Origin of the sequence: Xylanimonas allomyrinae (assembly GCF_004135345.1) — a bacterium.
Lineage (GTDB): Bacteria > Actinomycetota > Actinomycetes > Actinomycetales > Cellulomonadaceae > Xylanimonas > Xylanimonas allomyrinae.
On record NZ_CP035495.1, the window covers coordinates 2,736,289 to 2,751,419 of the forward strand.

The 15,131-nt window shown below is 74.9% G+C and carries 10 protein-coding genes and 1 pseudogene; 5 read left to right on the forward strand and 6 right to left on the reverse strand.

All coding sequences use genetic code 11. The features are described 5' to 3' along the window. The first annotated feature begins 54 nt into the window (after positions 1 to 54). From ET495_RS12435 to ET495_RS12445, 3 genes and pseudogenes are all read left to right on the forward strand, one after another. On the forward strand, positions 55 to 2,304 hold the full coding sequence (locus tag ET495_RS12435) for a SpoIIE family protein phosphatase (protein WP_129205066.1): 2,250 nt from the start codon (positions 55 to 57) through the stop codon (positions 2,302 to 2,304). Positions 2,305 to 2,436: 132 nt separating this feature from the next. After that, positions 2,437 to 3,474 carry a sigma-70 family RNA polymerase sigma factor gene (locus ET495_RS12440; protein ID WP_129205067.1) on the forward strand — a complete coding sequence of 346 codons (1,038 nt, stop codon included), beginning with the start codon at positions 2,437 to 2,439 and terminating at the stop codon, positions 3,472 to 3,474. A 43-nt stretch (positions 3,475 to 3,517) separates the two neighbouring features. Continuing rightward, positions 3,518 to 4,470: pseudogene (locus ET495_RS12445) on the forward strand (5'-3' exonuclease). Positions 4,471 to 4,681: 211 nt separating this feature from the next. On the opposite strand, the gene ET495_RS12450 reads toward ET495_RS12445, so the two are convergent. The 4 genes from ET495_RS12450 to ET495_RS12470 form a co-directional block, all read right to left on the reverse strand. After that, a complete protein-coding gene (locus tag ET495_RS12450; RefSeq protein ID WP_129205068.1) occupies positions 4,682 to 7,429 on the reverse strand; it encodes a phosphoenolpyruvate carboxylase in 2,748 nt (915 codons plus the stop codon). Between the two features lie 172 nt (positions 7,430 to 7,601). Then, positions 7,602 to 8,627: a zf-HC2 domain-containing protein gene (locus ET495_RS19220; protein WP_129205070.1), complete on the reverse strand. Its 1,026-nt coding sequence runs from the start codon at positions 8,625 to 8,627 to the stop codon at positions 7,602 to 7,604. After that, positions 8,624 to 9,127, reverse strand: a complete 504-nt coding sequence (locus tag ET495_RS12465; RefSeq protein ID WP_129205071.1) for a sigma-70 family RNA polymerase sigma factor — start codon at positions 9,125 to 9,127, stop codon at positions 8,624 to 8,626. The genes ET495_RS19220 and ET495_RS12465 overlap by 4 nt, the downstream gene beginning before the upstream one ends. A 3-nt stretch (positions 9,128 to 9,130) precedes the next feature. Continuing rightward, positions 9,131 to 9,793: a YceI family protein gene (locus ET495_RS12470; protein WP_245993058.1), complete on the reverse strand. Its 663-nt coding sequence runs from the start codon at positions 9,791 to 9,793 to the stop codon at positions 9,131 to 9,133. Positions 9,794 to 9,994: 201 nt separating this feature from the next. Between ET495_RS12470 and ET495_RS12475 the strand changes: the two genes are divergently transcribed. Further along, complete coding sequence (locus tag ET495_RS12475; RefSeq protein ID WP_129205073.1) at positions 9,995 to 10,603, forward strand: COG4315 family predicted lipoprotein; 609 nt, start codon at positions 9,995 to 9,997, stop codon at positions 10,601 to 10,603. Positions 10,604 to 10,815: 212 nt separating this feature from the next. Here ET495_RS12475 and ET495_RS12480 read toward each other — a convergent pair whose 3' ends face one another. Beyond that, entirely contained in the window at positions 10,816 to 11,652 is an 837-nt protein-coding gene (locus ET495_RS12480) for a hypothetical protein (RefSeq protein ID WP_129205074.1), read from the reverse strand. 373 nt (positions 11,653 to 12,025) lie between these two features. On the opposite strand from ET495_RS12480, the gene ET495_RS12485 reads away from it, so the two are divergent. After that, entirely contained in the window at positions 12,026 to 12,814 is a 789-nt protein-coding gene (locus ET495_RS12485; protein ID WP_129205075.1) for a deoxyribonuclease IV, read from the forward strand. Positions 12,815 to 12,881: 67 nt separating this feature from the next. Here ET495_RS12485 and ET495_RS18850 read toward each other — a convergent pair whose 3' ends face one another. Continuing rightward, positions 12,882 to 15,023, reverse strand: coding sequence for a cation:proton antiporter domain-containing protein (locus ET495_RS18850; protein ID WP_245993059.1), 2,142 nt, complete (start codon positions 15,021 to 15,023; stop codon positions 12,882 to 12,884). Between the last annotated feature and the right edge of the window lie 108 nt (positions 15,024 to 15,131).

A 15,131-nucleotide genomic window follows, 5' to 3' on the forward strand; every position in this document is an offset into this window, starting at 1 on the left:
GGTCCGGGCTCGACGCAGGTGGATCGGCGCGACGATCTGCACCATCCTTGGCCCATGGCCCCGGACGTGCAGGCTGCAAGGCAACCCCGCCTCGGCCTCACGCGCGCCGACGACGAGTTCGATCGCATCGCGCGCCTCGTGTGCCGGCAGCTCGACGTCTCGATCGCGACCGTGGCCCTCCTGGCCCCCGACGGCGTCGTCCTGCCCGGGGCGCTCGGCATGCCCGAGCCGTACCAGACCACGCGGCGCCTCCCGCTCGACGCCTCCCTGACCCGCAAGGTCGTCGAGTCGGGCAACCCGATCGTGCTCCAGGACGTCGCCGCCGACCCGGTGGCCGCCGAGATCTGCGCGATCTTCGGCGCGCGGACCGGGGCCGCCGTCGCCCTGCCCGTCCACGCCGCCGACGACCGGCCCGTCGGGGCGCTCGTCGCCATCGACACCACCCCGCGCGTCTGGACCGGCGCCGACCTGGCCACGCTCGCCGACCTCGCGGCGTCGTGCAGCGGCGAGATCCGGCTGCGCACCGAGCGGGAGCGCGCCCGGCAGGCCGAGCGCACCGCGCGCCGCGAGCAGCGCCGCTCCCAGCTTCTGCTGAGCCTGTCCGAGGCCTTCGCGGACACCACGACGGCGGCGCAGGTCGAGATGGCGATCCGTGGCGTCGTCGACCGTGGCATGGGCGCAGCCTCCAGCTACCTCGCGCTCGTCGATCCCGACCGGCGCGGCATCACGTTCGTCTCCTCGGGACCGGACGTCGCCCCCGCGTCACCCCAGGGGCGGTCGGCGGTGCGCGCCCGCATCGAGGACGACCTGCCGGTGTGCGAGGTCGCCCGCACGGGCGTGCCGCAGTTCTTCTCGGGCGGACGCGAGCTCGTCGCGCGCTACCCGCGCCTGGCGGGGCACCTCGACCACGACGGCGCCTGCTCGCTGATGCCCGTGCACGCCGACGGCCGCGTCGCCGCCGTCGTCTGCACGCGCTGGGAGGCCGAACGCGCGCTCGACAAGGACACGGCGTCGCTTGAGGCGACGCTCGCGCCGTACATCGCGCACGCGCTCGACCGCATCGCCCTGCTCGAGGCGCGCCGTCAGGTCTCGACGACGCTGCAGGCCGCGCTGCTCACCGCACCGCCTGCCGTCCCGAACCTCGACATCGCCACGACGTACGAGCCGGCCACCCGGACCGACCAGGTCGGCGGCGACTGGTACGACGTCGTCGCCGTGGACGACGACACCACGCTCGTCATGATCGGCGACGTCACGGGACACGACATGCGCGCGGCCGCGCAGATGGGGCAGCTGAGGTCGATGCTGCGCGCGCTCGCGTGGAGCCACGACGAGACGCCGTCGGTGCTGCTGACCCTGCTCGACCGCGCCAACCACCAGCTCGGCCCACGTGCGGGCGCGACCGCCGTCGTGGTGCGCCTGGAGCGGCTGCCCGTCGTCGGCGAGCACGGGAGCAAACCCGGGACGTACGCGGTGACGTGGTCGAACGCGGGCCACCCGCCGCCGCTCGTGCTGCGCCAGGACGGCTCGGTCGAGGTGCTGCGGACGCGCGCCGACCTGCTGCTGGGCGTGATCCCGTCCACCGAGCGCGCCGACCACACGACGACGCTGCGACCCGGCGAGACGCTGCTGCTGTACACCGACGGGCTGGTCGAGCGCCGCCGGGAGTCGATGGCCGACCGCATCGCGCTGCTCGCGGACACGTTCGCGCGCACCGCCGCGGCCGCGACGGCCACCCTGCCGGCCGCGCTCGTGCGGGCGCTCGTTCCGGCCCCGCAGCGCGACGACGTCGCGGTGCTCGCGGTGCGGGCGCGCGAGGCGGCCGTCGCGCCACCCGAGGAGGAGGAGCCCGACGCCGAGGGCGAGGCCGGGGCGGGGGCCGCCCTGGTGCGTGCGGAGCGGCGCGTGGCCGACTCGCTCGCCGACCTGGGGCCCGCCCGCCGGTGGATCGACGACATCCTGGAGACGTCGGGCGTCGCGACCCGCGAGCGCCGCACGGCGATGCTGCTGTCGAGCGAGCTGCTCACCAACGCGCTCGAGCACGGCGGCGGGCCGGTCACGGCGACCGTCGTCATCGACCTCGACACCACGCGGGTGCGGGTCGGCGTGCGGGACGCGTCGCCGGCGCGGCCGCTCCTGCGCAACCCGCAGCCGCACGAGCTCTCGGGCCGCGGCGTGCTGTTCCTCGACCGGCTCGCGTCGCGGTGGGGTGTCGTCGACCACGACGGGACGGAGGTCGTCGGGCGGCACGGGCAGGACGTGGCGGGCAAGACGGTGTGGTTCGAGCTCAACGGGTCGTCCTGAGCCGGGCGCACTCCGCCGCGTCCTGAGCAGGGCATCCGGCACGGTTGCCTGGGTCTGCCTGGGTCTGCCTTGGTCTGCCTTGGTCGGCCTTGGCCGGCCCGAGTGTCGGACCGTCGGCGTAGCGTGTGATCCATGACACAGGTTGCCGAGACGGCCCTCGCGGCCGAGCTCGACCGCTACCGGTCGGAGCTCACGGGGTACTGCTACCGCCTGCTCGGAGGCGTGTCCGACGCCGACGACGCCGTGCAGGAGACGATGCTGCGCGCCTGGCGCGCGTACGGCCGGTTCGAGGGCCGATCGTCGCTGCGCTCCTGGCTGTACCGCATCGCCACCAACGTCTGCTTCGACCACCTGGGCTCGGCCGCGCACCGCCGCGAGCGCCCCATGGGCCTGGGCGCCGCGCAGCCGCCCGAGCTCGAACGGTTCGGCGCGACGCTCCCCGAGGAACGCTGGGTCGAGCCCGTGCCCGACGACGCCGTGCTGCCGCGCGCGGGCGACCCGGCACAGGTCGCGGTCGGGCACGAGTCGATCCGGCTGGCGTTCGTGGCCGCGCTGCAGCACCTGCCGCCCCGGCAGCGGGCCGTGCTGGTGCTGCGCGAGGTGCTGCGCTGGTCGGCCGCCGAGACCGCCGACCTGCTCGACATGACGGTCGCGGCGGTCAACTCGGCGCTCCAGCGTGCGCGCGCGACGCTCGACGAGAAGTCCCCCACGCCCGAGTCGACCCGGCACACCCCCGGCGAGGCCTGGCGCGACGCCATGCTCGTGCGCTACCTCGACGCCTTCGAGCGGTACGACATGGAGGCTCTGGTCGCGCTGCTGCGCGAGGACGCGCTGCTCAACATGCCGCCGTACACGATGTGGGTCCGCGGGAGCGAGAACGTGGTGGCGTGGATGCTGGGGCCGGGTGCGGAGTGCCGCGGGTCGCGGTGCGTGCCCGTGCGCGCCAACGGGTCGCCCGCGTTCGGGCAGTACCGGCCGGACCGTGAGCGCGGCGGGTACTTCGCATGGGGCCTGGTGGTGCTGGAGGCCGACGACGCCGGGCAGGTCACGGGAATCACGACGTTCCTCGACGTCGGTGCCTGGTTCCCGAGGTTCGGGTTGCCGTTGCGGCTCGACGACGCACGGCCCGGGGCCGAGCGGCTCGCGGGCCGCGCGCCCGGGACCCGGTGAAGGCCCCGCGCGAGCGGCGCGTGCCGCATGGGAGCCTGGCCTCGTGAGCCTGCTCCTCCTCGACACCGCGTCGCTGTACTTCCGCGCCTTCTACGGCGTGCCCGACTCCCTGCGCTCCCCGCGCGGCGAACCGGTCAACGCGGTGCGCGGCCTGCTCGACACGATCGCGTACCTGGTCACCGAGCATCGTCCGACCCGCCTCGTCGCGTGCTGGGACGACGACTGGCGGCCCGCGTGGCGCGTCGCGGCCATCCCCAGCTACAAGGCGCACCGCGTGGCGCGCCCGGGCGGCGGGCCCGGCGGCACCGACGTCGAGGAGGTCCCGGAGGGACTGGTGCCGCAGGTGCCCGTCATCGCCGCGGTGCTCGACGCCTTCGGCATCGCACGCGTCGGGGCGCCCGGCTACGAGGCCGACGACGTCATCGGCACGCTGGTGACCCGGGAGATCGCGCGCGGCCCCGCGGCCGAGCCGGTCAGCATCATGACCGGCGACCGCGACCTGTTCCAGCTCGTCGACGACGACGCCCGGGTCCGTGTGCTCTACCCCGCGCGCGGGGTGCGCGACCCCGACGTCGTCGACCAGGCGCGGCTCGCCGACAAGTACGGGGTGCCGAGCGGTGACGCGTACGCCGACATGGCCGTCCTCCGCGGCGACCCGTCCGACGGGCTGCCGGGCGTGCCCGGCATCGGTGAGAAGACGGCGGCCGGCCTCCTGGCGAGGTTCGGCACGCTCGCGGGTGTGCTCGCGGCCCGCGACTCGGGCTTCGGGCTCACGGCGACGCAGCAGCGACGCCTCACCGAGGCGGCGCCGTACCTCGACGTCGCTCCCGCCGTCGTGCGCGTCGCCCGCGACGCCCCGCTGCCCACGTTCGACGACGCACTCCCCCGGACCCCCGGTCCCCGGACGCCCTGGCGGACCTCACGGCCCGCTGGGGCCTGCGGTCCAGCACAACGCGCGTCCTGAACGCGCTCACGACCGCGACACCGGCGGGCTGAGCCGAGCACGCGGCCTGGCCCTGAGCCGGTCACCGCGCCGGTCACCGCGCCCGTCCCCGAGCCCGTCCCCGAGCCCGTCCCCGCAACGGAACGCTCCACGACGCAGAGAGACCGTGCCCTCGTCGGGCACGGTCTCTCTGGACGAACAGCTCACGCAGCCTGCCGGCTCGTGCCGGCGACTCCCGGCGCGGGGGGTGGCAGGCGGTGCCGGTCAGCCGGTGTTCTGGAGGCCGGCCGAGACTCCGTTGACCGTCAGCAGCAGAAGGTGCTGCCAGCGCTCGCGGCGGGCGACGGCGTCGGTCGACGGCTCCGAGGCTCCGTCGGTGCGCAGCGCACGCAGCGCGCGGACCTGCAGCAGCGACAGCGCGTCGACGTACGGCGACCGGAGCTGCACGGCCCGGCCGAGCACGCGGCGGCGGGCCAGCGGCCACGAGTTGCCGGTGATCTTCAGCACCCATTCGCGCGTCAGGCGCAGCTCGTCGAGCACCTGCTGCGCGAGGTCGTCCCGGTCGCCCAGGGCGAGGTACTTGGTGGCGATGCGCTCGTCGGTCTTGGCGATCGACATCTCGACGTTCTCGAGCAGCGTGTTGAACAGCGGCCACTCGTCGTAGGCGGCGCGCAGCTCGTCCAGCCCGTCGGGGCGGGACGCGGCGTAGGCGGCCAGGGCCGTGCCCAGGCCGTACCAGCCGGCCAGGTTGATGCGCGCCTGCGACCAGGAGAACACCCACGGGATGGCGCGCAGGTCGTCGAGCGAGTTGACCGACAGCCCACGCTTGGCGGGCCGCGATCCGATCGCCAGCAGCCCGATCTCCTCCAGCGGCGTCACCTGGGCGAACCACTGCGGGAACCCGTCGGCGCGCACCAGGTGGTGGAACCGCTCGCGCGAGCTGACGTCGAGCGCCGCGGCCAGCCCGGCGAACCGGGCCGTCGCCTCGGCGTTGCGCTTCTCGACCGACGGCGCCGACGCCAGCAGCGTCGCCGCGGCGACCTGCTCGATGTGCCGGGTCGCGATCACGGGGTCGCCGTAGCGGGCCAGGATGACCTCGCCCTGCTCGGTGAGCTTGAACCGGCCGTCGACCGAGTGCGGCGGCTGCGCGAGCACGGCCCGGTTGGCGGGGCCGCCGCCGCGGCCCAGCGCGCCGCCACGGCCGTGGAAGAGCGTGAGCTCGATGTGGTGCCGGTCGGCCCACTCGGCGATGCGCGACTGCGCGCTGTGCAGCGCGAGGGTCGCGGCGACCGGGCCGACGTCCTTCGAGGAGTCGGAGTAGCCGAGCATGACCTCGACCCGGCGCCCGTTGGCGGCCAGGCGCGCCTGTACCTGCGGCAGCTCGAGCATCGCCTCGAGGATCTCCACGGACCCCTCGAGGTCGGCGAACGTCTCGAACAGCGGGATCGCGTCGATCACGGGCCGCTCGTCGGCGTCGGGGAACGCGTGCTCGGCGAGCCGGTAGACGGCGGCGAGGTGCTCGGGCGCCTGCGTGAACGAGACGATGTAGCGGCGTGCGGCGCGCTCGCCGTACCGGTTCTGCACCGCGGCCAGCGCCCGGAAGGTGTCGAGCACCTCGCGCGTGCGGTCGCTCAGGTCAGGGCTGTTGGCGCCCTTCTCCTCGATCTCCGCGAGCGCGGCGGCGTGCACCTGCGAGTGCTGGCGCACCTCGAGCTCGGCGAGGTGGAACCCGAACGTGTTGACCTGCCAGATGAGCTTCTGGAGGCTGCCGTAGGCGAGGCGAGGCGCCCCGGCCTTCACGAGCGAGTCCTGCACGACGCCGAGGTCCGCCTCGAGCTTCTCGACCGACGGGTAGGCGAGGTCGGCGTCACGGCGGCGCGTGGCCGCGATGCGAGCCGCGATCATGAGCAGCACTGCGCGGTGGGGCTCGCCGGGCGACTCCTCGTCGGCCTTGACCGCGGCCTCCGCGGAGAGCTGGCGCAGGCGGTTCCACAGCGAGAGCAGCGCGTCCGACGGCGGGGTGTCGCCCGCGGCGACCGTCAGCTTGCGCGCGGTGACGAACGCCTCGGCCTCGAGCGCCGCGAGCGCGTGCTCGGACGCGAGCGCGGCCGCCTGCCGGGTGATGTCGGCCGTGACGTTCGGGTTGCCGTCGCGGTCGCCGCCGATCCAGGTGCCGAGCCGCACGAACGGCCGGACGGCCGGGGTCGCGCGCCCGGCGTCGTCGCCCAGGATCCAGTCGTCCACGCGGCGGTACACCTCGGGGAACGTCTGGAAGAGCGTCGCGTCGAACACGCCGACGGCGGACTTGACCTCGTCGATCACGGTCGGCTTGGCGGCCCGCAGCGGCTGGGTGCGCCACAGCACGTCGATCTCCGCGAGCAGGCGGCGGTCGATCTCGGCGAGCGCGGTGCCACGCGGGTGCAGCGTGTCGCGCTCGGCCAGCAGGCCGGAGATGCGACGCACTGCACGGGACACCGCACGGCGACGAGCCTCGGTCGGGTGCGCGGTGAGGACGGGGCGGAACTCGATCTCCTGGAGCCGGCGCAGCGCCTCGTCCCGGCCGACCTCGTCGGCAAGCTGCGTGAACGCCTGCGGGATCGACTCCTCGATCACGGCGGCCGAGCCGGGCTCCTCCTGCTCCCGCTGGCGCAGCACGCGCACGCGGTGGTACTCCTCGGCGAGGTTCGCCAGGTGGAAGTAGCAGGTGAAGGCACGGGCGACGTGATCGGCGCGGTCCAGGGAGAACGAGTCGACGAGGTCGGCCGCGGCGGCCAGCGCGTCGGCGTCGTTCCCGTAGGCCCGGATGGTCAGCTCGCGCAGGTGCTCGACGTCGTCGAGCAGGTCCTGCCCGCCCGCCTCCGTGAGGATCGTGCCGAGCAGGCCGCCCAGCAGCCGGATGTCATCGCGTAGCGGGTCGGGCATCTCGTAGCGCGCGACGACGCGCTCGGTAGCTTGCGGTTTGATCTCGCTCACGCCGACGAGACTATGCCGAACCGTCCAGATCGCAGGCATGCGTCCGCTCGGTGGTCCTCGGCTGGCGGGCGCGGCGGCGCCGGGCGGCGCCCTCGGCCGCCGGACGGCGGGCGTGCAGCGGCTGGTCAGGTGCTCGTGGGGCGCGCGGCGACGGCGTGCGCCCCCGAACCGGACCGGCAGCGCAGCGCCCGCAAGGCCGCGCCATCGCGCCTCACAGCCGGGCCGACGCGAGGGCCGCGTCCTGCCCCGCGGCCGTGATCTCGATGCGGTCCAGCGCCTCGATCGACAGCGCCGACGACGCCCCCAGCCCCTCCGCCGCCGACTCCGACGTCGTCCAGGTGGCGGCCACGCTCCGGCTCCCCGCACGGTCCACCAGCACGAGCTGGTAGGTCACGGCGCCGGACCCGTAGCCGTCGGGCGTCGGCAGCCCGTCGGTGAGCGCGTACCAGCAACGCCAGTCGAACCGGGTCCCCCACGGGGTCGCGGTCACCGACAGGTCGGCGTGCATGCTGCCGTCGCCCACCGGGACGAGCTGGACGGTCCGCCGGGAGAGCACCGACGACGTCGGGGCCGGCTCGCCGTCACCGGGACCGCTCACGCGCGGCGCGCCCGCGAGCGACCCCGCCGCGACGCCCGCGAGGACGAGCGCGCAGGCCGCCGCGGCGGTCAGCGCTCCGTGCCGACGCCGCGCCCGGCGCGCGGCCGCGGCCACCCGTGCGAGCGGGACCACGTCGGCACCCGTGCGCTCGGGCTCGACCGCACCGTCCGCGTCGCCCGTCCGTGCCGCAGCCGCGTCTGCAGGACTCGCACCGACCGGACCCACGGTGCCCGTGCCCGAAGCGACTGTGCCCGAAGCGGCTGTGCCCGAAGCGCCCGTGCCCGAAGCGGCTGTGCCCGCAGCAGCCGTGCCCGCAGCAGCCGTGCCCGCAGCGGCCACGCCGGGCTCGGCCGCGTCCTCCGCCGACCCGCCGTCAGCAGAGAAGCCGCCCGCAGAACCGCCACGCAGCGACCCGCCGTCACCCCGCCCGCCGCCTGCGGCGTCGTCGTCGGGCATCCGCACGCCGGCGTCCACGGCGCTCAGCATGCCCAGCAGCGGCGGCAGCTCCCCGAGCTCCGCGACCGCCCGCGCGCACGCGGCGCACCGGCGCAGGTGGTCCTCGTACTCGTCGCGCTCGGCCGGGCTGAGCGCGCCCAGGACATAGGCCCCGTCCCACGTCGCATACGCGTCCGTCGTCACGGCGCGACCCCCTTCTCCTGGAGCGCGAGCCGCAGCGCGCGCATCGCATAGTGCATCCGGGACTTGACCGTCCCGGGCGGGATGCCGAGCTCGGACGCGAGCTCGGCCACCGACCGCCCGCCGTAGTACGCGCCCACGACGACGGCTCGGTGGTCCGCGGAGAGCTCGGCGAGCGCGTCCGCGACGAGCCACGCGTCGAGCACGGCCTGCGTGCGGTCGGGCTCGGGCCGTTCGGGGACGGCGTCCGTGGGGCGCTCCCGGTTGCTGCGAGCGCTGCGCCGCTCGTCGACGACGAGATTGCGCGCGACCGTGAACAGCCACGCACGCACCGAGTCCTCTGACCGCGCGAGCACCTCGGGGTGCCGCCACGCGCGCAGCAGGGTCTCCTGCACGACGTCGCACGTCTGCTCGGTGTCGGACGTCAGGTGCCACACGTACCGGTGCAGCGCCGGTGCGTGCGTGCCGTGGACGGCGGAGAGAAGCTCGTCGTGAGCGGGCATGTGTCAGCCGGCGCGAGCCAGGAGCAGGGAGAACTCGATCGCACCCGAGTCCTCGACGGAGACGAAACCGAGCGACGGCGACGACACGCCGAAGTCCTCGAACGTGATCGGCACGCTGCCCACCACCTGGACCTCGCCGTCGTCCGCCTGGGCGAGGTCCGCCATGACGCTGACGGGACGGGTCACGCCGTGGACGGTCAGGTCCCCGGTGAGCTCGACGCGCGTCGCGCCCGCGCTCAGGGTGGCCGGCTCGGTGAGCTCGAACGTCGCCGTCGGGAACTCGTCGGTGCTCAGCGCGGTGTCGCGGAAGAACGCGTCGCGCTGCGGCTCGTCCGTCTCGATCGACGCCATGTCGACCGTGACCGTGGCCGCGGAGAGCGTGCCCGCGTCGAGCGTGACCTCGGCCTGCACCTGCTCGGTCCGGCCGGTCACGGTGACGGTCTCGTCGGTCAGCACCTCGTCGACGCGGTAGCCCGCGTACGAACCGTCCTGCGCGACCCAGAGACCATCGAGCGTCCCCGGGTCGGCGACCGGAGCCGAGGCGTCGACGTCGAGCGTCGGCGCGGCGTCGGCCTTGCCCGCGGCCCAGGAGGCATACAGCCCCGGCCCCCAGACGAAGGCGGCGATCCCGACGGCGACGACGGCACCGACCACAGCGAGCCACACCTTTGTTCGCGTACGCACAGTTCCCCTCTCCCGGGAGCGCCCCGCGCACCCCCGCGTGAGTGACGACGAACGACGGCCTCCTTCGGTTCAAGTGCTCACCGGGGGCGCTGCTTCCCGGGCCCGTCTCCGACGGCGTGTTGAACCGGAGCAGGCCCGGCCGCGTCGTCGTGGGCGACAGATCGCCGACGAGAAGGACGGACCATGCGACACCACGCACGCCTCGCCACGGCCGCCACACTCCTCTTCGCCCTGGCCGGCTGCTCGAGCAGCGGCACCGAAGGCCCGGCGGAGAACCCTGCCGAGCGTCCTGCCGAGAGTCCGGCGGGCGGCACCGCAGGCAGCCTGGAGGACGACACCGCGCAGGACCAGGGCACGGGGCAGGCGGGCACGGGGCAGGCGGGCACGGGACAGGGGGGCACTGGGCAGGCGGGCACTGGGCTGGCCACGGCGACCACGAGCCTCGGCGAGGTGATCGTCGACGCTCAGGGCATGACGGTGTACACCTTCGCTTCCGACGAGCCCGGCTCGGGCGAGAGCGCCTGCACCGACGAGTGCGCCGCACGGTGGCCGGCCGTCCACGCGGACAGCGCCGCGCCGACGGCGGACGGGGTCACCGGCGAGCTCGGCACCATCACCGGCACCGACGGCGAGCTCCAGGTCACGATCGACGGGCGCCCGCTGTACACCTTCGCCGACGACAAAGCCCCCGGGGATGCCACCGGCCAGGGGGTCAAGGGCGTCTGGTGGGCGGTCGCGCCCGACGGGACGGACGTGACGGGGGCGCCGATGTCGCCGAGCACGGGGTCCTGAGAGCGCTGTCTGCGCCTGGCGTCGTTGCCGGGGTGCCCGGGTGCCCGGGTGCCGGGGCGTTGGGGTGCCGGACTGCCTGAGTGGCGGGCCACCAGCCGGTTCCGGCGCGGGCTCCACAGGCGGGCGCCTCGCCCGCTCCCCCGGCTCCGCCCACCCTGGCGCTCAGGCCTGAGGGCCGTCAGCGGCCCTCAGGCCCTCGCTGCGCGCCCGCCTCATCCGCCGTCGTCGGCGCCGCCGCCTTCGCCGTCCCCGTCCGCCGTCCCCGTCGATGTCGATGTAGCCGTCGCCGTCAGCACGATGTCGATGAGCACGCTGCACCGGACGTTCGCCTCACGGCACGCCTCGGCCGACGCGGTGGCGAGCAGCACGGCGGCCTGGTCGCTCCATTCGACGATGTCGATCTCGAACGAGGTCTGGTGGCTCCGGGCGACGCCAAACCCGGGGAGGACCGGCGTCGGCTCCTGGGCCGGGAAGGTGCCTTCGAGCAGGCTCACGCGCGTCGCGAGGCGACCCAGCAGGAACGGCAGGTACGCGACGAGGCGCGACCGCGCGCGCACGGCGTCCTGGGCGTCGCCCGAGTCGATCGTCACGCGCACGGTCGCGGCAGGGCCCGGCGACGGCGCCTGGAACGCGCGCCCGACGGCGTACACCGCGTCCCCCGCGTCGCCTGTCAGGTGGACCGGGGCCAGCACCTGGACCCCGGTGAGCGCGAGCGCACCCGTCCTCCGTGCCGGGGTCAGGGCCGAGGCGAGAAGCTGCGGCAACGGGAGCGGCGTGCGCCACAGGCGGCTGGCGTCGACGTACGTCTGGAACCAGGCGACGTTCGTCTCCCGGGCCGACTCGGTCCACTCCTCGGACGCCGCGCTCATCGCCCACGGCGCGGGCGACCGCCCGGCGGAGTCGTAGACGCTGTTCCACCCCCACGAGGCCGCCGCGTGCACGAGCGCGCTGTACGGGTCCGCCTCCACCTCGGCGAGGTCGACGCCGCGCAGGTGCGCGTACCGCTCGAACGTCCCGAAGAGGGAAAGGACGATCCTCGCGTCCCGCACCCGCACCACCTCCGTCCCGCCCGGACGACGGGGCGCCCGCATGCCGGAGTCCCGTCGCGCCGAGGCACCTCTGCTGCCGACACCGACAAGGGAGCACCGGGTGCCGTGCCGCAGGCAACGCAAACGAACACCCGCGCGAGGAACCGTTCACTCGGAGCCCGCCGGCACCGGGTGGCGCCTGACGGCCGCCGGTGCTCGGGCACCGCCGGCGTGTGCCGCGAGCACCTACCAGGCCGCGCCGCAAGTGCACCCCCGCCGCCACCCCACCGCGCGTCCACCCTCCGCGCGCCCACACCGCCGCGACGTGCGCCGGCCGCCGTCCGGGGGCACCGCGCGGCGGCGTCCGCTGACGCCGCCGCCTACCCTGGGCGCCATGAGCATCCGCATCGGCGCGCACGTCGAGGCCGGCGACGCCGTCGCGCAGGCGCAGGCCATCGGGGCGCAGGTCGCGCAGGTCTTCCTCGGCGACCCGCAGTCGTGGAAGATCACCGGCCCCGGCTACCCGGGAGGCGCCGAGGCGCTGCGGGACGACGCCGCCGCCGCGGGCATCGACCTGTACGTCCACGCCCCGTACGGCATCAACGTCGCGTCGACCAACAACCGCATCCGCATCCCGAGCCGCAAGCTGCTCCAGGCGACGCTCGACGGCGCCGCCGCGATCGGCGCGAAGGGCGTCGTCGTCCACGGCGGGCACGTGACCGCCCAGGACTCGCCCGACATCGGGTTCGGCAACTGGCGCAAGGCCATCGACGCACTCGACACGGACGTCCCGGTGCTCATCGAGAACACCGCGGGGGGCGACCACGCGATGGCACGCCACCTGGAACGCATCGAGCGGCTCTGGGCGGCGGTCCAGTCGTCGGTCAACGCGAGCGTCGTCGGCTTCACTCTCGACACGTGCCACGCGTGGGCGGGTGGCCTCGACCTCTCGACCGCGGTCGCCGACGTGCGCGCGATCACGGGCCGCATCGACCTGGTCCACGCCAACGACTCCCGCGACGCCGCCGGGTCGGGCGCCGACAGGCACACCCACTTCGGAGAGGGTGCGATCCCGCCCGACCTGCTGACGGCGGTGATCGCCGCGGCGGGCGCGCCCGTCGTCTGCGAGACCCACGGCGACATGGGCCCCGACATCGCGTGGCTGCGCGCCCGGCTCCCCTGAGGGCCGCCCCCGAGGGGGGACCGGCAACTGGTCGCCGGAGCGCGGGCCGCCCGGGCCAGAGAGGCGGCTACGCGCCGCCCTTCTTCATCTCGACCATGATCTGCTCCGCGTCGAGCGCAGACAGCGCGCGCTCGAGCTGACGCGAGTCGTGGGCGCCCGAGGCGCGGGCCTCGAGCAGTGCGACCCGCTGCGCCTCGATGATCCGCAGGCGCAGCTGCCGGTACTGCCGCACCCTGTCGGCGGACTCCTGCGCGTCGACGTCGTCGGACGCCTGCCCGCGCACGACGTCGGCGCGCACACGGGTGACGACGTCCGCGTCGAAGGGGGTGCCGTCCGAGCGCTCGAGCTCGCCGCCGTCGAGCAGCTCACGCGCTGCGGACTCGACGACACGTCGCAGCGACAGAACCTCCTCGACCGAGACGCCGCCCTGGCCCGCCAGGTCCAGCCGCCGCACGACCCACGGCAGCGTGCCGCCCTGGAGCAGCAACGTCCCCGCCGCGACACCGAACGCGACCAGCACGACGAACGACCGCTCCGGGAAGTCCGCCGGCAGCGACTGCGCGGCAGCCAGCGTGACGACCCCACGCATCCCGGCCCACACGAGCAGCCCTCCCTCGCGCGGCCCCAGCGGTTTGGCCGTCAGGTAGTCGATGTCGGCGACGCGCCGCACCAGCCCGCTCTGCAGCCGCTTGACCCTGGCGACGGGCACCTCGCGCGGCCCGGTGCTGTTGCGGCCGCCCGAGAAGCTGAACGGTGCCCCGCCGCCGAACGGTGCCCCGCCGCCGATCGGGCCGACTCCGCGCGCGCCCTGCCCGAGCGGGTTGACGCGCAGACGCCCGCGCAGGTCGTCGTCCGCGCCCGGCTCGCGCGCGCCAGGGTCGTCGTCGGGCGATCCGCCGGACGGCACGCCCTCGGAGGGGCGGCCCGGGGAGAGCGCCTCACCCGATGCCAGCTCACCCGATGCCAGCTCACCCGGCACCAGCTCGCCCGGCACCAGCTCGCCCGGCACCAGCTCGCCCGGCACCAGCTCGCCCGGCACCGCCTCGTCGGAGGGCAAGCCTTCCGTGGGCCGGCCGCCGGCAACCACCACGCCGATCGGCAGGCCCTCGAACGCCCGCGGCCCGAACGTGAGGACCCCGTCAGGCTCAGCGTCCGCGAGGCGCGTCTCCAGACGTTCCTGCACGGTGGCGAGCACGCCGCGCGAGGCCGCCGCGCGGCGAGCACGGCGTGCGAGCGAGGCCAGCAGCGGCGCGACGTACGCGGCCCGCACGGCGAGCACGACGACGGTCGCGAGCCCGGCGATCCCGGCACCCAGCCACAGCGACCCGCCCACGTCGAGCACGTCCTCGACCGTCTTCGACAGTTCGAGACCCATGAGCAGGAACACGCCGCCCTCGAGCAGCAGCTCGACGGTCGCCCAGTTCGAGTACTCGAACTGGCGGTCCCGCGGGCCGAGGTGCCGCGCGGAGCCGTAGCCGGTGACCAGTCCGGCCGTCACGACGGCAACCAGCCCCGACGCCTCGACGTGCTCGGCCGGCAGGTAGGCGGCGAACGGCACGGCGAACGAGATCGCCGTCGACAGCGCCGCGCTCCCGACCAGGCGCCGCGCCTGCAGCGCGAGCATCCCGACGACGCCGCCGCACAGCACCGCGCCCGCGACCGCCCAGGCGAAGTCGCCGACGATCTCGCCGAACGACACGGACACCGCGGTCGCCGCGACCGCCGAGCGCAGCAGCACGAGCGCCGAGGCGTCGTTGAGCAAACCCTCCCCCTCGAGCACGGTGACGACGCGCGCGGGTGCCCCGAGCTTCTTGACGATCGACGTCGCCACGGCGTCCGTGGGCGACACGATGGCGCCCAGCGCGATCCCGCCGGCAAGGCCGAGCTCGGGCAGGATCGCGGAGAAGACGAACCCGAGCAGCACCGAGGTCACCACGACCAGGACGACCGACAGGCCCCCGATGGTCGCCAGGTCGCGCCGGAAGTCCATCGTCGGCAGCGAGACGGCCGTCGAGTAGAGCAGCGGCGGCAGCACCCCGGCAAGGATGACCTCGGGCGGGACCACGATCGCGGGCACCGTCGGCAGTGCGCTGATCCCCACCCCCAGCAGGACGAGGATGAGCGGTGCGGAGACTCCCGTCCGCGGCGCCAGGGCGGTCACCGCGATGACGGCGACGGCGGCGAGCAGGCCCACGAGCAGAGGATCCATGGGCGACATCATCTTCGCTCGGGCACCTGTTTCGCACCTCCCCTCCTACAATCCGCGACTCTTCCTGGATTCCGGGTCACAGCGCGGTGTCGTAGGACGGAGTCACAG